This window comes from Acidovorax sp. JHL-3, from assembly GCF_000526295.1.
GTDB lineage: Bacteria > Pseudomonadota > Gammaproteobacteria > Burkholderiales > Burkholderiaceae_C > Acidovorax > Acidovorax defluvii.
On the sequence record NZ_JAFU01000001.1, the window covers coordinates 1,813,261 to 1,830,216 of the forward strand.

Genomic DNA, 16,956 nt, shown 5'->3' on the forward strand with positions numbered 1-16,956 from the left:
AGTATGAGCATGCATCGCACAGCCAGTCGGTCGCGCCAGCGCGGCCTGTCGTTCTTTGGGTTGATCTTTGTCGGTTTGTTTGCCGTGGCCGCCTTTGCCATTGGCGGGCAGTCCGTTCCGATCTTTCTGGAGTACACCTCTGCGAAGAAAGCCATCGAAAAAGCCAAGATTGAAAGCACGGTTCCTGGCGTACGCGCGGCCTTCGATCGGGCTGCGGCGATTGATGACATCACGTCCATCAAGGGCTCCGACCTTGAAGTGACCAAGCGGGGCGACAAGGTGGTGGTGTCGTTCAAGTACGCACGCGAGATTGCACTGGCAGGCCCTGCCTATCTGGTGTATCGCTTTGAAGCGCAGACCAACTAGGTGCAGCCGGCTCTACTAGCGCTGCAGACCCGTCTGCAGCACACCTTTTCCAACGCGTCATTGCTGCAGCGTGCCATAACGCACCGCAGTTTTTCGGCAGACCACAATGAACGCCTGGAGTTTCTGGGCGATTCGGTGCTCAATCTGGCTGTGGCCAGCTTGCTTTACCAGCGGCTGAGCGATTTGCCCGAGGGCGATCTCTCGCGTGTGCGTGCCAACCTGGTCAAGCAGGATACGTTGCACCAGCTGGCACTGCGTCTGCAAGTGTCTGACGTGTTGCGCCTGGGCGAGGGCGAGTCCAAATCTGGCGGCCAGCAACGGCCCTCCATTCTTGCCGATGCCCTTGAAGCCCTGATTGGCGCCGTTTACCTCGATGCCGGTTACACCAGTGCCGAAGCGCTGGTGCACCGTCTGTTTCAGGGGGTGGAGATCAACCCTCAGATGCAGGCCGCTGCCAAAGACCCCAAGACCGCGTTGCAGGAGTGGCTCCAGGGTCGCAAAATGAAGCTGCCGCAATACAGCGTGGTGGCCACGGTAGGGGCGGCGCACCGCCAGACCTTTGACGTGGAATGCGTGATCACCGAACTGGGCCTGGCCGAACGTGGCATTGGCGGTTCGCGCCGTGCCGGCGAACAGGCCGCCGCCGCCGCCATGCTGGCCACACTGAAAGCGAAAAACATATGAACGATGCTACTAAAGATGTAGCTGATGGCGCAAGCCCAGCAAGCGCTCCGGTGCAAAATGACCTGGATGCCATGTTGGCTGCTGCGGGCGCTGCGGCAGCCGTGCCGGGCCAGCGCTGCGGCGTGATCGCCATCGTGGGCAAACCCAACGTGGGCAAATCCACGCTGCTCAACGCCTTGGTGGGCCAGAAGATCAGCATCACCTCGCGCAAGGCGCAGACCACGCGGCACCGCATCACGGGCATCCGCACGCGGGAGCAGACGCAGTTTGTCTTTGTCGATACGCCGGGTTTTCAGACCCGCCACGCCACGGCGCTCAACAAATCGCTCAACAAGACCGTGATGGGCGCGATTGGCGATGTGGACCTGATCCTGTTTGTGGTCGAAGCGGGCAACTTCACGCTGGCCGATGCCAAGGTATTGAGCCTCTTCAAGCCCGGCATCCCCACGCTGCTGGTGGCCAACAAGCTTGACATGGTGCACCGCCGCGCCGAGCTGGCACCCTGGCTCAAGAGCATGCAGGAGCGCCACCCCTTCGCCGAATTCGTGCCCATGTCGGCCAAGAACAAGGGCGACATCGAGCGGCTGTTTGGCATCTGCGCCAAATACCTGCCGGAGCAGGCCTGGTGGTATGCCGAAGACGAGCTGACCGACCGCAGCGAAAAGTTTCTCGCTTCCGAGACTGTGCGCGAAAAGCTGTTTCGCTTCACGGGCGATGAGCTGCCTTACACCTCCACGGTGGTCATCGACAAGTTCGATGAAGAAGCCAGCAAGGCGCACAAACGCATGGTCAAGATTGCCGCCACCATCGTGGTCGAGCGCGACAACCACAAGATGATGGTGATTGGCGACAAGGGCGAGCGTTTGAAGCGCATCGGCACCGAAGCCCGCCAGGAGCTGGAAAAGCTCATGGATGCCAAGGTGTTCCTGGAGCTGTGGGTCAAGGTGCGCTCTGGCTGGGCAGACGATGAAGCGCGCGTGCGCTCGTTCGGCTATGAATAGCGACCATCCCCCTGAGCGGCTGCGCCGCTTCCCCCTTCTCTCGCATCGCTGCGCGCTGCGGGAAGGGGAACGACGCCAGTGGTCGGGCAAAGCCCGTTCCACGGCGTCCGCTGGCATGGCCTGCTCCGCCGCCTTTTGAGGGATGGCGTAGCGTTTATTTCATGCCAGTGCGCCGCATTGCCGATGAACCTGCTTTCGTGCTGCACAGCTACGACTGGAGCGAGTCCAGCCTGATTCTGGAAGTGTTTTGCCGACGCCAGGGGCGCGTGGCCCTGGTGGCCAAGGGCGCCAAGAAGCCCAGCTCCAACTTCCGTCCTGTGCTGCTGCCGCTGCAGCCCCTGCTGGTGACCTACACCCTGGCTGGCGACGGCACGGCCGACATCCACACGCTCAAGGGCGCCGAGTGGGTGGGCGGGCATGTGATGCCCACGGGCGACGCACTGCTGTCGGGCATGTACCTCAACGAGCTGTTGCTGCGCCTGCTGGCGCGCGCCGATCCGCACCCTGCGCTGTTCGATGCCTATGCGGGGGTCGTGCGGGTGCTGGCCAGCGAGCATGGCGATGCCCTGGAGCCCGTGCTGCGCAGTTTCGAGTTGCTGCTGCTGCGCGAGATCGGCCTGCTGCCCAGCCTGGATGCGCAGACCATGACGTTTGCGCCGCTGCTGCCCGACACGCGCTACACCCTGGTGCCCGAAGGTGGCTTGCGTGCGGCGTCTTCCACCGACCGTGCCGGCCTGCCCGGCAGCCAGTGGCAAGCGCTGCAGCGCGCGCTGGACGATGCGGCCAGCTACACCGCCACCTTGCGTGCCTGCGCCCCGGTGGCCGCCGAACTCAAACCCCAGCTGCGGGCCTTGCTGCAATACCATTGCGGCAGCCCCACGCTGCGCACCCGCCAGCTCATGATCGACCTGCAGTCCTTATGAAAAAGTCTGAACATATCCCGCAACGCACCGCCTTGTCGGTCAACGTCAACAAGGTCGCCCTGGTGCGCAACACGCGCCACCTGGGCATTCCCAGCGTCACGCGCGCGGCCCAGCTGTGCCTGCAGGCGGGTGCCCAGGGCATCACGGTGCACCCCCGGCCCGATGAGCGGCATATTCGCCGCCAGGACGTGTTCGAACTGGCGGCGCAGATGCGCGCCTGGACCGACCGCGAATACAACATCGAAGGCAATCCGTCGCAGAACCTGATGGACTTCATCCGCGCGCTAGCGGGCCAGGGCATGCGGCCACAGCAGGTTACCTTTGTGCCCGACAGCGAAGACCAGTTCACCAGCGACCATGGCTGGAGCTTTCCGCACGATGCCGAGCGCTTGGCGCCACTGATTGCCGAATGCCGCAGCCTGGGCGTGCGTGTGAGCCTGTTCATGGACCCGGTGCCTGAGCAGATGGCCGCTGCCCGGGACGTGGGCGCCGACCGGGTGGAGCTGTACACCGAGCCCTACGCCGCAGCCTGGGGCACGCCGCAGCAAGCCGTGGAGCTGAAGCGCTACGCCGCCGCCGCCCAGGCCGCGCTGGATGCCGGCCTGGGTGTGAATGCCGGGCATGACCTCAACCGCGACAACCTCGCCGCCTTTGTGCGCGAGGTGCCCGGCGTGCTCGAAGTCTCCATCGGTCATGCCTTGATTGCCGATGCACTGGAGCTGGGCTATGCAGCCACCGTGCAGGCCTACCAAGCGTGTATCGATGCAGGCTTTGCAGCAGAGAAAAACTCCTGATTTGATAGCTGCTAGCGCTTATTTATCAAGCGCTAGAGGCATATTTCATTCAAAACCATGATCTACGGCATTGGCACCGACATCTGCGACGTGCGCCGCATCGCGGCCAGTCTGGAGCGCCACGGCGAGCGGTTTGCCGAGAAGGTGCTGGCCGATGGCGAGCTGGCCACCTGGCGTGCGCGCAGCGCGCGGTGGCCCGAGCGCGGCGTGCGCTACCTGGCCACGCGCTTTTCCGCCAAGGAAGCCTTCAGCAAGGCCATCGGGCTGGGCATGCACATGCCCATGACCTGGCGCGCGTGTGAGGTGGGGTCTCTGCCCAGCGGCCAGCCGGTGATCGTGCTGCACGGTGCGCTCAAGGAATGGTTCGAGGCCAAAGGCCTCACGGCGCACCTGAGCGTGACCGACGAAACCGACTACGCCGCCAGCTTTTGTGTGGTGGAAAAAAATTCAAGCCAAATAGCCCTGTAGCGCTTGTTGAATAAGCGCAACCAGCTATTGTTTAAATAGCAATTTCACGATTGGAAGCCCGATGACCGAACACGCACCCCTCATCCTCGACGTGGCAGGCACAGAGCTGACCGCCGCCGATCGCCGCCGTCTGGCCCACCCGCTGACGGGCGGCGTGATCCTGTTCGCCCGCAACTGGAGCAACCGCGCACAGCTGCTGCAGCTCACAGCCGCCATCAAGGCCGTGCGCGATGACCTGCTGATCTGTGTGGACCATGAAGGCGGCCGCGTGCAGCGCTTTCGCACCGATGGCTTTACCCACCTGCCGCCCATGCGCGCGCTGGGCGAGATGTGGATGGATGACGGCAAGGGCGCCAAGGCCGTGCCCGGCAGTGGCGCGCTGCGCGCCACCAACGCGGCCACGGCGGCGGGCTATGTGCTGGGCACCGAGCTGCGGGCCTGCGGGGTGGACTTGAGCTTTACCCCGGTCTTGGACTTGGATTGGGGCGAAAGCGGCGTGATCGGCGACCGGTCCTTCCACCGCGACCCACGCGTGGTGGCCCTGCTGGCCAAGAGCCTCATGCATGGTCTGCTGCAGGCGGGCATGGCCAACTGCGGCAAGCATTTTCCGGGGCACGGCTTTGTGAAGGCCGATTCGCACACCGAGGTGCCGGTGGACCAGCGCAGCCTCAAGGCCATCCTGGCCGATGACGCCGCGCCGTACCCCTGGCTCAGCAGCACGCTCACCAGCGTGATGCCGGCACATGTGATCTACCCCAAGGTGGATAGCCGCCCGGCGGGCTTTTCGCAGCGTTGGTTGCAAGACATCCTGCGGCGCCAGATGCGTTTTGATGGCGCCATCTTCAGTGACGACCTCAGCATGGAAGGCGCGCGCCGCCTCGACGGCCAGGTGGTCAGCTACACCGACGCCGCCATCGCGGCCCTGGCCGCCGGCTGCGACCTGGTGCTGCTGTGCAACCAGAGCGTGGGCAAAGGTGAGGCTGTGGACGAACTCATTGCGGGCCTCGACCAGGCGCGTGCCCAGGGCCGCTGGCAGCCCAGCGTGGACAGCGAATCGCGCCGCCTGGCCCTGCTGCCCGAAACCCTGCCGCAGGCCTGGGACGATCTGATGTACCAGCCCGCCTATCTGCAGGCGCTGGATTTGCTACCCTGACTTTTGTCGCAGGCCTGCACTATGGCACCGGTGCGGTGCTGACGGGCAAGGCACTCGGCTGCAGGGGTGCGGCCACGGCTGGCACCGGCGCGGTCGGCTCCGTTGGTGGCGCAGCCTCTGCGGGTGGAGGGTAATGCTGAAAGCGGCGCACCACGCGCTGAAAGATCAGTGCGTTTGGAATCTGCAGCCACGCCGTGTGGCCCACCGCTGCGCCATGGTCCTCCAGCGTGGTGTAAAGCAGATTGATATCCACCACGCGGCCCTTGGCGCCGGGCTTGTCTGCGGTGTCCAGCACCTCGATGTAGTCCCCAATGCGAAAAGGCCGCACCGTGAAGATGAGCAGCGCACAAAACAGGTTGGATAGCACGCTCCAGGCGGCAAAAAATGCCACCGCGCCCACGGTGGCGAAGCCCGTGAAAGCCGTCCATAGCACCGTGGCCGAGACGCCCATGCGTTCAAGCACCAGCAACAGCGCGCTGGCAATGATGAGCCAACGGATCAGGCCGTTGATGGGCACCAGCAATTCATCGGGCAACTGGTAGTGCGCACTGGCGCGGCGCACCAGGCGGCGCAGCGTGCGCTGCAACAGCCATGCCACAACCAGGATCAGCAGGATTTGCGAGCCGGGGATGATGACTTCAAGCCAGTCCTGCACCCATTCGGGCAGGCGGGCTTTCAAGAGTTGCATTCGGGAAATGGCCATGGGGGCTATGGTGTCAAAAAAGGCGGCACAGCGGCAGTCAGCCGTTCAACTGCTCCACCGTGTCCATCGGCATCTTAAAACTGAAGCAGCGGTTGCGGCCTTGCACCTTGGCGGCATGAAGCACTTGGTCGGCCCGCATGACCACGCTCTCTGCGTTGGTGCTGTCATCGGGCACGCAGGTCCTGATGCCGCCGTGCAGCGTGGGTGCGACGCACAGCGCAGCACGTACCGATCCCACGTCTTTCACGACCAGCGCGGAAAATGGGTGGTCCGCCAATGCGGCCCCGATGGGTGGGGCCGCGGGCGAAGGGTGCGGCAGGGGCGTGGGGGCTGTCACGGTGTTTCCTTGTGGCCCACATTGGCTGGCGGGCTTTTTTGCACCGCGGGGTCGCCTGCCTTCATCTGCCGGGATGCGGGCAGGCGCCCACGCCTGAACGGCACCAGGCGGTCAAGACTCGCGCCGCAGGGCCGGGAACAGGATCACGTCGCGGATGCTGGGGCTGTCGGTCAGCAGCATCATCAGGCGGTCAATGCCGATGCCGCAGCCGCCGGCGGGCGGCATGCCGTATTCGAGCGCGCGCACAAAGTCGTGGTCGTAATACATGGCCTCGTCGTCGCCACTGTCCTTGGCAGCCACCTGGGCATGAAAGCGCGCGGCCTGGTCCTCGGCGTCGTTCAGCTCGCTGAAGCCGTTGCCGAATTCGCGCCCGGTGATGTAGAGCTCGAAGCGCTCGGTGACTTCGGGGCGCTGGTCGTTGGCGCGGGCCAGCGGCGAAATCTCGGTGGGGTGCTCCATGATGAAGGTGGGCTGCCACAACTTGTCTTCCACCGTCTCTTCAAAGTACAGCACCTGCAGGCTGGCCAGGGTGCGCCCGGAAAGCTGGTTCTTTTGTTCCGACATGCCCAGCTTCTTGAGGGCGCTGATGAGCCACGCCGCATCGTCCACATGCGCGCCGGCCTCGGTGTGCTGGAAGATGGCTTCGCGAATGGTCAGGCGGGCAAACGGCTGGCTCAAGTCCACCTCGCGGCCCTGGTACGACAGCTGCAGCGTGCCAGCGGCCTTCAGGGCGGCATCGCGCACGAGCTGTTCGGTAAAGCCCATGAGGTCCTGGTAGTTCCAGTAGGCCGCATAGAACTCCATCATGGTGAACTCGGGGTTGTGGCGCACCGAGATGCCTTCGTTGCGGAAGTTGCGGTTGATCTCAAACACCCGCTCGAAACCACCCACGAGCAGGCGCTTGAGGAACAGCTCCGGCGCGATGCGCAGGTACATCTCTTGTTCGAGCGCGTTGTGGTGCGTGATAAACGGCTTGGCATTGGCGCCGCCCGGAATGGGGTGCAGCATGGGTGTCTCGACCTCCAGGAAGCCGTGCTGCACCATGAAATCGCGGATGCCGCTGACAGCCCGGCTACGCGCCACGAAGCGCTTGCGTGCAGCCTCATCGGTCATCAGGTCGATGTACCGCTGGCGGTACTTGACCTCCTGGTCGGCCACGCCATGAAACTTGTCGGGCATGGGGCGCAGGCTTTTGGTCAGCAGCCGCAGGGTGGTCACCTTGACCGACAGCTCGCCGGTCTTGGTCTTCATCAACGTGCCCTCGGCACCGATGATGTCGCCCAGATCCCAGTGCTTGAAGGCCGCATAAAGGTCTTCACCCAGCGCGTCACGCGTGATGTAGAGCTGGATGCGCCCCCCGGTTTCGCCCAGCGAACCATCCTGCACGGTGGCAAAACTGGCCTTGCCCATCACCCGCTTGAGCATCATGCGCCCCGCCACGCTCACATGAACAGCGTGGGTTTCAAGCGATTGTGCGTCCTTGCTGGCGTGCTGGTCCTGCAGCGTGGCAGCGTGGTGCGCCGGCTTGAAATCGTTGGGGAACGTGACGCCTGCGCCCTGTGCATGGGCCTCGCGCAAGGCGCGCAGCTTGTCGCGGCGCTCGGCGATGAGCTGGTTTTCGTCGTGGGGGGCGGGGGCGTGGTTTTGTTCTGACATAGGTGCCGTGGCTACGGGACGTGGAATGTGGGGGCTGGTGGCAGCCAAACCGTGGATTTTATGGGTTATCGGCAGGGTTCGGGCTGCATCGGCAACGCGCGGATGAAGCCGACTCTATCGATGATGTAAGGCAGAGCGCGGCCATTCCAGGACGTGGTGCAATAAATAGCGGTTGTGGGGCATTCGGCTAGGAAGGCGAAATTCCTGTGCGTTCCAGCACATCCCCCACCAGTTCCAGTCGGACCAAGGGGTTGTCGAGCTCCATCAGCCGCTGCTTGAGTTCCAGGGGAATGGGCAGCAGTTCGCACCAGCGGTTGGCGACCCAGCCGCAGTCGTTCAGCTGGGCGGGGGTGGGGTGCACGGCCGTGCCGGAGCCGGTGTCGCGTCCGCGCAAGGATGCCAGCACCTGGGCCAAGGTTGTCGCGGTGGTCAGAAGGTCCTCGGGAATGGACACCGCAAGGTCTGTGGCCAGTTGCTCCACATCGGCAATCCACAGGCCGTGCGGCAAATGCCTGCGCTCTGTGATGCGAAAACGCTGGCTGCCGCGGCACAGCAGGGTGATCAGTCCGGGTTGCGGGTTGTCGAGCTTTTCGATGACCGCCAGGGTTCCGATGTCGTGAAATCGCTCATCGGGTGCGCCGGCCTGTCGCACCTCGTTGCCCTGCGTGAGTGCAACGATGCCAAACGGGGCGCCCGCATGGTGGCATTTGCGCACCATGTCGAGGTAGCGCACCTCGAACACGCGCAACGCCAGCACTCCGTCTGGAAACAGCACGGAATTGAGCGGAAACAGCGGAAGGGATGACAGGGTGAGGGGTTGTGTCATGGGCGAAGCTCTTCGGTCGCTATCATCCCATGGCGCAGTCTGCTTTCGTACCCGGTCCACTCCAATTTGTCTCATCCATGCTCTACCAGATCGCCTCTTTCCTGCTCGATGTCGTTGGTGGCCTGTTGACCGGGGCGTGTCTGCTGCGTTTGTACATGCAGTGGCAGCGGGTGCCGTTCTCCAATCCGATTGGCGGGCTGGTGTTTGCACTCACTGACTGGCTGGTCATGCCGCTGCGGCGCGTGATTGCGCCGGTGGGGCGTTGGGACCTTTCCAGCCTGGCTGCAGCTGTGTTGCTGCAATTGGTCCAGTATTTTTTTGCTGTGGCTGATTCTGGGTGCCGGTGCCGCCTGGGCCTGGCTGCCTTGGCTGGCGCTTTTTGGCCTGGTGCGGGTGGCCATCTCGGGGCTGATTGGTTTGCTGATTGTCCATGCGGTCATGTCATGGATGTCGACCCGCTCGCCGATTGCGGACGTGGTGGCACGTTTGTGTGCACCGGTGCTGCGGCCGTTTCAGCGCACTATTCCGCTGGTCGGCGGGGTGGATTTATCGCCGCTGGCCGTGCTGGTGTTGCTGCAGGTTGCCATGATCATCCTGGGGCACCTGCAAGCAGGCGTGCTGCAGGGGTGAGGGTGATTTTGTGCCAAATCAGCATGCAGCCCTTATCCAGTAAGCACGGCATGCTATTTATTTGATAGTAATTCCGTCGACAGCCGAGCAGCGGCCGCACGGCTTTACACGACGGCGTCGGCAGGCAGGCGCTGCAGCATGGCCAGGCTGCTGGCCACGGTGTTGCGCAGTTCGCGGCGGTCGCAGATGAAGTCCACGGCGCCCTTGGTCTGCAGAAACTCGGCGCGCTGAAAACCCTCTGGCAGCGTCACACGCACGGTGGATTCGATCACGCGCGGGCCGGCAAATCCGATCAGGGCCTTGGGTTCGGCGATGACGATGTCGCCCACAAAGGCAAAACCAGCGCTCACGCCGCCCATGGTGGGGTCGGTCAGCACGCTGATGAAGGGCAGGCCTTTTTTGGCCAGGCGGGTGAGTGCGGCATTGGTCTTGGCCATCTGCATGAGCGACAGCAGCCCCTCCTGCATGCGCGCGCCGCCCGTGGCGGTAAAGCACAGGAAGGGTACCTTCTGATCGATAGCGGTTTCGACGCCGCGCACAAAGCGCTCGCCCACCACGCTGCCCATGCTGCCGCCCATGAAGTCAAATTCGAAGCAGGCTGCCACCAGGTTGATGCTTTTGACCGCACCGCCCATGACGATGAGGGCGTCGGTCTCGCCCGTGTTTTCCAGGGCTTCCTTCAGGCGCTCGGGGTACTTGCGGCTGTCCTTGAACTTGAGCGCATCCACTGGCAAGACTTCCTGGCCGATTTCGTAGCGGCCTTCCGGGTCGAGGAAGGCGTTCAGCCGCGCCCGCGCGCCGATGCGGTGGTGATGGCTGCAGTGCGGGCAGACGTTCTGGTTTAGCTCCAGGTCGGCCTTGTAGAGCACGGTTTCGCAGCTCGGGCACTTGATCCACAGACCTTCGGGCACCTGGCGGCGCTCGGTGGGGTCGGTTTGCTGGATTTTGGAGGGCAGAAGTTTTTCGAGCCAGGACATGGTGTTCTCCTCTTCGGTGGCACGGCCTCGGCCCGGAGTCGGTGGGCATTCGTGGGCAGGCCGGAGTGAATCTGTGGCGCGCTGCCTCCTGGTGGAGGCGCGCGCCGGGCTGCATTATGCGTCGAGCGCTTTGCGCACGCCACGCAGGAAGTCGATGGTAATGGGCACCACTTTGGCGTGTTCTTGGTCTTCAATCAGCTGGATGATGCGGCTGCCGATCACCACCGCATCGGCCACCTTGCCAATCGCCTGGGCGGTGGCCGCATCACGGATGCCGAAGCCCACGCCCACGGGGATGTGCACATGCTGGCGGATGCGGGGCAGCATCTGTTCGACTGCAGTGGTGTCCAGCGCGCCCGATCCCGTAACGCCCTTGAGCGACACGTAATACACATAGCCGCTGGCCACCCGCGCCACCTGGGCCATGCGCTCGTCGGTGCTGGTGGGGGCGAGCAAAAAGATCAGGTCCATGCCATGCGCGCGCAGGCTGGCGGCAAAGGCTTCGCATTCTTCGGGTGGGTAGTCCACGATGAGCACGCCATCAACGCCTGCCGCGGCCGCATCGCGCACAAAGGCGCCCTGGCTGTGAATCTGGTCGTAGCGTTCCACGGGGTTGGCATAGCCCATCAGTACCACGGGCGTGGTGCTGTTGCGCTTGCGGAACTCGCGCACATGGTCCAGCACCTGAACCATGCCGATACCCAGACCCAAAGCTTTTTCCCCCGCTTTCTGGATGACAGGGCCGTCGGCCATGGGGTCGGAAAACGGCACACCCAGCTCGATCACGTCGGCCCCGGCATCCACCATGCCATGCATGAGCGCGGGGGTGATATCGGCAAACGGGAAGCCTGCGGTCACATAGGGAATCAGCGCCGTGCGGCCCTGCGCCTTGAGTGCGGAAAAAGTGGATTCGATGCGGCTCATTTGACCACCTTGACGGGTTGCTCGCCGCCCTTGACGGACTGCCCCTGGCAGCTGGGGCGGCAATAAAAATCGGCGCCACTGAGGTCGGCCACGGTGCCAATGTCCTTGTCGCCACGGCCCGAGAGGTTGACCAGGATGGACTGGTCTGCGCGCATGGTTTTGGCCAGCTTCATGGCGTAGGCCACGGCGTGGCTTGATTCGAGCGCCGGGATGATGCCTTCGGTGCGGCACAGGTAGTGGAAGGCGTCGAGCGCTTCCTTGTCGGTGATGCCCACATACTCGGCACGACCGATTTCCTGCAGCCATGCGTGCTCGGGGCCCACGCCGGGGTAGTCGAGGCCCGCGCTGACGCTGTGGGTTTCAGTGATCTGGCCATTGGCGTCCTGCAGGATGAAGGTGCGGTTGCCATGCAGCACGCCCGCGCTGCCCTTTTGCAGCGATGCCGAGTGCTTGCCCGATTCCAGCCCTTCGCCGGCCGCCTCTACGCCGATCAGGCGGGTCTTTTCAAACGGAATGTAGGGATGAAAAATGCCCATGGCGTTGCTGCCGCCACCCACGCAGGCCACCACCACATCGGGTTGCTCGGTGGCAGCCTTCTGGGCGGCCAGCATTTCGGGCATCTGCTCGATGCATTCCTTGCCGATCACGCTCTGGAAGTCGCGCACCATCATGGGGTAGGGGTGAGGGCCCGCCACCGTGCCGATGATGTAAAAAGTGTTGTCCACATTGGCCACCCAGTCGCGCATGGCTTCATTCAACGCGTCTTTCAGGGTTTTGCTGCCCGACTCCACGGGCACCACGGTGGCGCCCAGCAGTTTCATGCGGTACACGTTGGGGCTTTGGCGCTTCACATCCTCGGCGCCCATGTACACCACGCATTCCAGTCCATAGCGCGCACAGATGGTGGCCGTGGCCACACCGTGCTGGCCGGCACCGGTTTCGGCAATGACGCGCGGCTTGCCCATGCGCTTGGCCAGCATGGCCTGGCCGATCACGTTGTTGATCTTGTGGGCGCCGGTGTGGTTGAGGTCTTCGCGCTTGAGATAAATCTGCGCGCCGCCCATTTCGCGACTGGTGCGCGCAGCGTGGTAGACCGGTGAAGGGCGGCCAACGAAGTGCTTGAGTTCATAGTGAAACTCGGCCAGAAACGCGGGGTCGTTCTGGTAGCGGGCATAGGTCTCGCGCAGTTCCTGGATGGCGTGGGTCAGGGTTTCGCTGACAAAGCTGCCGCCGTAAGGGCCGAAGTGGCCCGAGGGATCAGGGTGCTGGTAGGAATTCATGGGGATTCTTTGCAAGTTGTGCATCTGCCGCACGCACGGCGGCTACGAAGCGATGGATCTTGTCGGCGTCCTTGATGCCCCGCTGGGGGTGGCCATCGGGGCCATCGGCCTCGACGCCGGAGCTGACATCAACGGCCAGCGTGGTGCAGCGCGGGCGTACTTGCAGAATGCCATCGGTCACGTTTGCAGGCGTGAGTCCACCAGACAAAACGAGATGAGAGGCTACGCTTGGTGGAAGGAGTGACCAATTGAATGCCTTGCCGCCGCCGCCGTAACCGTCGACATGGGCGTCGAGCAGTATGGCTTGGGCTTTTGAGTAATCATCGGCGTATTTTACGAGGTCGAACCGTGCCGCACCGTCGCCAAGGGGAATGCGCGCGGCGCGAAGGAAAGGCCGGGCGCCCCCAAGGGTGGCAGCCAGACATTCCGCCGGCGCTTCGTCACCATGAAATTGAATGGTAGCGCCCGCCAGCAAAGCGCTGGCAGCTATGATATTTGAAGCGGACTCGTTGACAAACAACAGCACCGGGGTGACAAACGGTGGCAAGCGCGCGGCCAGTTCGGCAGCCCTTTGCGGCGTAACGGCCCGAGGGCTGGGCGCATACAGCACGAAACCGATGGCATCCGCGCCTGCGGCAACGGCAGCGTCAACATCCTGTTCGCGTGTCAGGCCGCAAATCTTGATGCGGGTGCGAATGCAGGGGAGGGGAAGTGGCTTTTCGGACGACGGGCTGCTCATGGTGATGATGGTGCTCAGGGCAGCCAATCATACGCAGCCGTGCGGTTGGGCAGGCCCCAATGGGGTTCGTAGACCGGGCCCTGAAAATACAGGCCGTCGGGCGAAAAGGTGGGTGCCGCAGCGTCGCGTGAGCGCGCAGCCAGCACTTCGCCGATCCATTGCGGTGGTTTTTTTCCCTGCCCCACGGCAATCAGGCACCCCATGATGTTGCGAATCATGTGGTGCAAAAAAGCGTTGGCTTCAAATTCGAAGCGCCAGTAACAGGGCGCGAAGCCTTCTGGCGGCGCGGCCATGCTGGATGGCGTGCGGGTGATCTCGATGCGCTGCAGCGTCTTGACGGGTGACTTGGCCTGGCAAGCCGAAGCCCGGAACGAGGTGAAATCGTGTTCGCCCAACAGCTGTTGCGCTGCCTGCAGCATCGCAGCATGGTCGAGTGGGTAGAAAACCCAGCCCACACGGCCCGCATCCACGCTGGGCCGCACGGGCGACTGCAGCAGCACATAGGCATAGCGCCGCGCAATGGCGCTTGCGCGTGCGTGAAAGCCATCGGGCACCGGCTGCGCCCATTGCACCGCAATATCCGCTGGCAAAAAGGTGTTGGTGCCTCGCACCCAGGACGACGCTGGGCGTTGGAGTGGCGTGTCGAAGTGCACAACCTGCATGAGACCGTGCACCCCCGCGTCGGTGCGGCCCGCGCACAAGGTGCTGACCCGGTGCGTAGCAAAGCGGCCCAAGGCCGCTTCAAGATGATCCTGGATCGTATTGCCAGACAGCTGGCTTTGCCAGCCGCTGTAGCGCTGGCCGTTGTAGCTGACCCCCATGGCCACCCTGGAGAGGTGGGCAGGGGCAGTGTCTTGCGGTGCGGGCGGGTTGTCCGGCTGCATCAGCCCAGGTCGGCCAGCATTCGCTGGGCGCGGGCCTTGAGCGCTCCCGACGACTCGGCGACCACTTCTTCGACCAGGGTGCGGGCCCCATCGGTGTCGCCAATGGCATTGAACTCTTGCGCCAGTGCCAGTTTGGTGGCCAATGGGTCATCCGCAGCGGCCTCGACGCCGATGTCTGCTGCGGCCAGCGCCGCTGCAGGAGGCAGCGCGGCAGGTTTGGCAGGTGCGCCCAAATCCAGCGTCAAGTCACCCAGGTCAAATTCCATGGGGGCGGTTTCCAGGGGCGCTGAACTGGTGCTGGTTGTCAGCGGCATGGCACCGGACGGGAGCATGGTGAGGTCATCGGAGCTTGGAAAGTCCAGGTCTGCCATTGCAGGCAACCCGACGTCAGGGGCTGCCGCCACGGCAGACTGCTCGGTGGGCAGCGATGGGGGCAGATCCAGTTGCGGAAGCGCAGATGATTCAACGTTGCTGGTGCTGTAGCCAGCGTCCACTTCACTGGCTGCGGTGGCCGTGGCCGCTGCTGCGGCAAAACCACCGGGAGCGGCTGGCGCCTCGCTCAGTGCGTCTTCAGGCAAATCCAGATCCAGGTCAAGATCCAGGTCCGGGGGCAGCGTGGTTGCTGCTGCCATGGCGCTGCCCGCCAAACCGGCAGTGGATGCGGCGGTGGCATCGCTCAGGAGCGCACCAGGACGTCCGCCAGGCTGGTACAGCGGGTTTTCCTGATCCAGGTCGCGGCCCAGTTCAGCTACGCGGGTCCAGTCCGGGCCTTCGCCCTGGGTGAGCTTGAAAACGTCACCGGCCACGACCTCCAGTGCCTTGCGGTCCTGCCGCTTGGCATAGATCTCGGCCAGCTTGACATGTACCGATACGCGGGCCGGGTTGTGGCGAATGGCCTCCTTGAGGATCTCCTCGGCCTGCAGATCGCGTCCATACGCCAGGTACACGTCGGCTTCGGCCACAGGGTCCACGTCACCGCCAGCGTCGAGCTGGCTGGGGGAGTAGGCCATGGATGAGCCTGTGGTCATCTCGCTGTTGGCGGTGTCCACTTGCTGGCCGCCGCTGGCGCCAAAGAAAGAGTCGGGCTGAGCACGGCTGTCCATGAAGGAGCTGTCAACACCGGCATTGGCACGGCGCCGTTGTACGACACGGTAAGCGCCGTAACCGCCCAGTGCGATCAAGGCGAGAAGCCCTCCGGCCGGCACCAGGGGGTCTTCCATCAGGTCCGACAGGAAGCTTGGCTCAGGGGCTGGCGCTGGCGGCGGGGCAGGCGTGGGAGCTGGAGCCGTGACAGGGGCAGAGGCTGGTGCCGCTGCTTCAGCAGGAACGACTGGATCGGAGGCCGCTGCTTCCGGTACTGCGGGGGCGCTCGCCGTGGGCGATGCCGCCACGGCAACTGGCTCGGAAGCTGCAGGCTGGGCAGGCATCCCTGCTGGTGTTGCCACTGCCACAGCGCCTGGCGCGGAGGCCGTGGCTGCAGGCGCGCCGACGGGCGCAGACGCAGCGCTGATCTTGTTCAGCTCATCAATGTTCTTGGACAGTTCGGCCATGCGGGCGGATGCTTCGCTGGCTTGCTTGTCCTTGGCCAGTTGGTCTTCTGCCGCCTTCTGACCCGTGATGGCGCCCTTGGACAGGGTGAGTTTGTCGGGTGCAGCCGTAGCGGGTTTCTTGTCTTCGACGCGCGCTTGCACTGTGCCGCTGGCAGAGCGCTCTGCAGCCGCCACTTCGGCGGTGGGGGCTGCTGCCGCGAGCTTGCGGCGGAAAGCGTTGAAATCGCGGCTTTGTGCCGCCAGAACCTGGCGTGCTTCGCCCACTGGCGTGGCCAATGCAGTGGCCTCGTCAGGCATTTGCAGCACGGCGCCGGCCTTGACCCGGTTGACGTTGCCCTGGATGAAGGCGTCAGGGTTGGCGCGCATCAGTGCCACCAGCATCTGGTCCAGCGACACGCTGGCAGGGCGGTAGGCGTTGGCCAGGCGGCCAGCCGTATCGCCCGGCTGTACGGTGACGCCATCGGCAGGAGCGGTGCGCGGGCTGGCGACAGGGGTATTGCGGGGAGGCGTGCTAGCCGGTGCCGCCGACGCGCGCGGGGCAGCGCCAGCTTGGGCTTTTGCCGAAGGGACTGAAACCTGCGGTGCTGCGGTAACCGTGGGCGCCGCGCGGCGCAATGCCGGTGGGTCAAACAACATGGTGTAGCTGCGCACGATATGGCCGCTGCCCCATGTGGCGTCGAGCACCAGGTCCACGAACGGGTCGTTGACGGGGCGGTCACTGGACAGGCGCAATACGGCAGTGCCATCAGGCCGCCGCTGCAGTTGCACCCGCAGGTTGTTCACAGCCGGGTTGAACTCCATGCCCTGGGCCCGAAAGACTTCGGGTGACGCCGTTGTGGCGCGCAGGGTGTCGGCCTCTGCCGGTGTGATCTGGGGCAGGTCGATTTCGGCGCGCAATGGCTCGCCGAGAGCGGACTGCACCGTAATGCGACCCAGAGCCAGGGCGTAAGCATCGTCGGCATGGAAACCGGTCAATGCGACGGCCGCAGCCGCCAGGACAGAAAATTTCCAACGATGCATGTGTGCCATCAAGTGTGTTTGTGCTGCTCGGTCGAGCGGTG

17 protein-coding genes and 1 pseudogene are annotated in these 16,956 nt (G+C 64.0%); 8 read left to right on the top strand and 10 right to left on the bottom strand.

Features of this window, described 5'->3' with window-relative positions:
• The first annotated feature begins 3 nt into the window (after positions 1-3).
• From K226_RS0108545 to nagZ, 7 genes are all read left to right on the top strand, one after another.
• Complete coding sequence (locus K226_RS0108545) at positions 4-366, top strand: DUF4845 domain-containing protein (RefSeq protein WP_024814402.1); 363 nt, start codon at positions 4-6, stop codon at positions 364-366.
• On the top strand, positions 367-1,050 hold the full coding sequence (gene rnc / locus K226_RS0108550) for a ribonuclease III (protein ID WP_024814403.1): 684 nt from the start codon (positions 367-369) through the stop codon (positions 1,048-1,050).
• Positions 1,047-2,051, top strand: coding sequence for a GTPase Era (gene era / locus K226_RS0108555; RefSeq protein WP_024814404.1), 1,005 nt, complete (start codon positions 1,047-1,049; stop codon positions 2,049-2,051). Before rnc ends, era begins: the two co-directional genes overlap by 4 nt.
• Positions 2,052-2,212: 161 nt before the next feature.
• Positions 2,213-2,974: a DNA repair protein RecO gene (recO, locus tag K226_RS0108560; RefSeq protein WP_024814405.1), complete on the top strand. Its 762-nt coding sequence runs from the start codon at positions 2,213-2,215 to the stop codon at positions 2,972-2,974.
• Positions 2,971-3,768: a pyridoxine 5'-phosphate synthase gene (locus tag K226_RS0108565; RefSeq protein ID WP_024814406.1), complete on the top strand. Its 798-nt coding sequence runs from the start codon at positions 2,971-2,973 to the stop codon at positions 3,766-3,768. The genes recO and K226_RS0108565 overlap by 4 nt, the downstream gene beginning before the upstream one ends.
• Positions 3,769-3,825: 57 nt before the next feature.
• Complete coding sequence (gene acpS / locus K226_RS0108570; RefSeq protein ID WP_024814407.1) at positions 3,826-4,236, top strand: holo-ACP synthase; 411 nt, start codon at positions 3,826-3,828, stop codon at positions 4,234-4,236.
• A 61-nt stretch (positions 4,237-4,297) separates the two neighbouring features.
• A complete protein-coding gene (nagZ, locus tag K226_RS0108575) occupies positions 4,298-5,389 on the top strand; it encodes a beta-N-acetylhexosaminidase (protein WP_024814408.1) in 1,092 nt (363 codons plus the stop codon).
• 19 nt (positions 5,390-5,408) lie between these two features.
• Here nagZ and K226_RS0108580 read toward each other — a convergent pair whose 3' ends face one another.
• The 4 genes from K226_RS0108580 to K226_RS0108595 all read right to left on the bottom strand — a co-directional run bounded on the left by K226_RS0108580 (position 5,409) and on the right by K226_RS0108595 (position 8,911).
• Complete coding sequence (locus K226_RS0108580) at positions 5,409-6,077, bottom strand: mechanosensitive ion channel family protein (protein ID WP_024814409.1); 669 nt, start codon at positions 6,075-6,077, stop codon at positions 5,409-5,411.
• A 52-nt stretch (positions 6,078-6,129) separates the two neighbouring features.
• Positions 6,130-6,429 carry a hypothetical protein gene (locus tag K226_RS20420; protein WP_369795421.1) on the bottom strand — a complete coding sequence of 100 codons (300 nt, stop codon included), beginning with the start codon at positions 6,427-6,429 and terminating at the stop codon, positions 6,130-6,132.
• A gap of 111 nt (positions 6,430-6,540) precedes the next feature.
• Positions 6,541-8,085 carry a lysine--tRNA ligase gene (gene lysS / locus K226_RS0108590; RefSeq protein ID WP_024814411.1) on the bottom strand — a complete coding sequence of 515 codons (1,545 nt, stop codon included), beginning with the start codon at positions 8,083-8,085 and terminating at the stop codon, positions 6,541-6,543.
• Between the two features lie 187 nt (positions 8,086-8,272).
• Positions 8,273-8,911, bottom strand: a complete 639-nt coding sequence (locus tag K226_RS0108595; protein WP_024814412.1) for an LON peptidase substrate-binding domain-containing protein — start codon at positions 8,909-8,911, stop codon at positions 8,273-8,275.
• 77 nt (positions 8,912-8,988) lie between these two features.
• Between K226_RS0108595 and K226_RS18825 the strand changes: the two are divergent.
• Positions 8,989-9,541, top strand: a pseudogene (locus K226_RS18825) (YggT family protein).
• 104 nt (positions 9,542-9,645) lie between these two features.
• Here the strand turns inward: K226_RS18825 and accD are convergent.
• The 6 genes from accD to K226_RS0108630 all read right to left on the bottom strand — a co-directional run bounded on the left by accD (position 9,646) and on the right by K226_RS0108630 (position 16,915).
• Positions 9,646-10,518 (bottom strand): acetyl-CoA carboxylase, carboxyltransferase subunit beta, encoded by an 873-nt coding sequence (gene accD, locus K226_RS0108605; RefSeq protein WP_024814413.1) that lies wholly within the window; start codon positions 10,516-10,518, stop codon positions 9,646-9,648.
• A gap of 114 nt (positions 10,519-10,632) precedes the next feature.
• Positions 10,633-11,442, bottom strand: a complete 810-nt coding sequence (gene trpA, locus K226_RS0108610) for a tryptophan synthase subunit alpha (protein WP_024814414.1) — start codon at positions 11,440-11,442, stop codon at positions 10,633-10,635.
• On the bottom strand, positions 11,439-12,722 hold the full coding sequence (trpB, locus tag K226_RS0108615; RefSeq protein ID WP_024814415.1) for a tryptophan synthase subunit beta: 1,284 nt from the start codon (positions 12,720-12,722) through the stop codon (positions 11,439-11,441). The genes trpA and trpB overlap by 4 nt, the downstream gene beginning before the upstream one ends.
• Complete coding sequence (locus tag K226_RS0108620) at positions 12,700-13,461, bottom strand: phosphoribosylanthranilate isomerase (protein ID WP_024814416.1); 762 nt, start codon at positions 13,459-13,461, stop codon at positions 12,700-12,702. The genes trpB and K226_RS0108620 overlap by 23 nt, the downstream gene beginning before the upstream one ends.
• Positions 13,462-13,475: 14 nt before the next feature.
• Positions 13,476-14,345, bottom strand: a complete 870-nt coding sequence (truA, locus tag K226_RS0108625) for a tRNA pseudouridine(38-40) synthase TruA (RefSeq protein ID WP_024814417.1) — start codon at positions 14,343-14,345, stop codon at positions 13,476-13,478.
• Complete coding sequence (locus K226_RS0108630) at positions 14,345-16,915, bottom strand: FimV/HubP family polar landmark protein (RefSeq protein WP_024814418.1); 2,571 nt, start codon at positions 16,913-16,915, stop codon at positions 14,345-14,347. Before K226_RS0108630 ends, truA begins: the two co-directional genes overlap by 1 nt.
• Between the last annotated feature and the right edge of the window lie 41 nt (positions 16,916-16,956).

Excerpts from the sequence above, each read along its gene's own strand:
- K226_RS0108545 (WP_024814402.1), top strand. The coding sequence starts at position 4 with ATGAGCATGCATCGCACAGCCAGTCGGTCGCGCCAGCGCGGCCTGTCG.
- era (WP_024814404.1), top strand. The coding sequence starts at position 1,047 with ATGAACGATGCTACTAAAGATGTAGCTGATGGCGCAAGCCCAGCAAGC.
- recO (WP_024814405.1), top strand. The coding sequence starts at position 2,213 with ATGCCAGTGCGCCGCATTGCCGATGAACCTGCTTTCGTGCTGCACAGC.
- K226_RS0108565 (WP_024814406.1), top strand. The coding sequence starts at position 2,971 with ATGAAAAAGTCTGAACATATCCCGCAACGCACCGCCTTGTCGGTCAAC.
- acpS (WP_024814407.1), top strand. The coding sequence starts at position 3,826 with ATGATCTACGGCATTGGCACCGACATCTGCGACGTGCGCCGCATCGCG.
- nagZ (WP_024814408.1), top strand. The coding sequence starts at position 4,298 with ATGACCGAACACGCACCCCTCATCCTCGACGTGGCAGGCACAGAGCTG.
- K226_RS0108580 (WP_024814409.1), bottom strand. The coding sequence starts at position 6,077 with ATGCAACTCTTGAAAGCCCGCCTGCCCGAATGGGTGCAGGACTGGCTT.
- lysS (WP_024814411.1), bottom strand. The coding sequence starts at position 8,085 with ATGTCAGAACAAAACCACGCCCCCGCCCCCCACGACGAAAACCAGCTC.
- K226_RS0108595 (WP_024814412.1), bottom strand. The coding sequence starts at position 8,911 with ATGACACAACCCCTCACCCTGTCATCCCTTCCGCTGTTTCCGCTCAAT.
- accD (WP_024814413.1), bottom strand. The coding sequence starts at position 10,518 with ATGTCCTGGCTCGAAAAACTTCTGCCCTCCAAAATCCAGCAAACCGAC.
- trpA (WP_024814414.1), bottom strand. The coding sequence starts at position 11,442 with ATGAGCCGCATCGAATCCACTTTTTCCGCACTCAAGGCGCAGGGCCGC.
- trpB (WP_024814415.1), bottom strand. The coding sequence starts at position 12,722 with ATGAATTCCTACCAGCACCCTGATCCCTCGGGCCACTTCGGCCCTTAC.
- K226_RS0108620 (WP_024814416.1), bottom strand. The coding sequence starts at position 13,461 with ATGAGCAGCCCGTCGTCCGAAAAGCCACTTCCCCTCCCCTGCATTCGC.
- truA (WP_024814417.1), bottom strand. The coding sequence starts at position 14,345 with ATGCAGCCGGACAACCCGCCCGCACCGCAAGACACTGCCCCTGCCCAC.
- K226_RS0108630 (WP_024814418.1), bottom strand. The coding sequence starts at position 16,915 with ATGCATCGTTGGAAATTTTCTGTCCTGGCGGCTGCGGCCGTCGCATTG.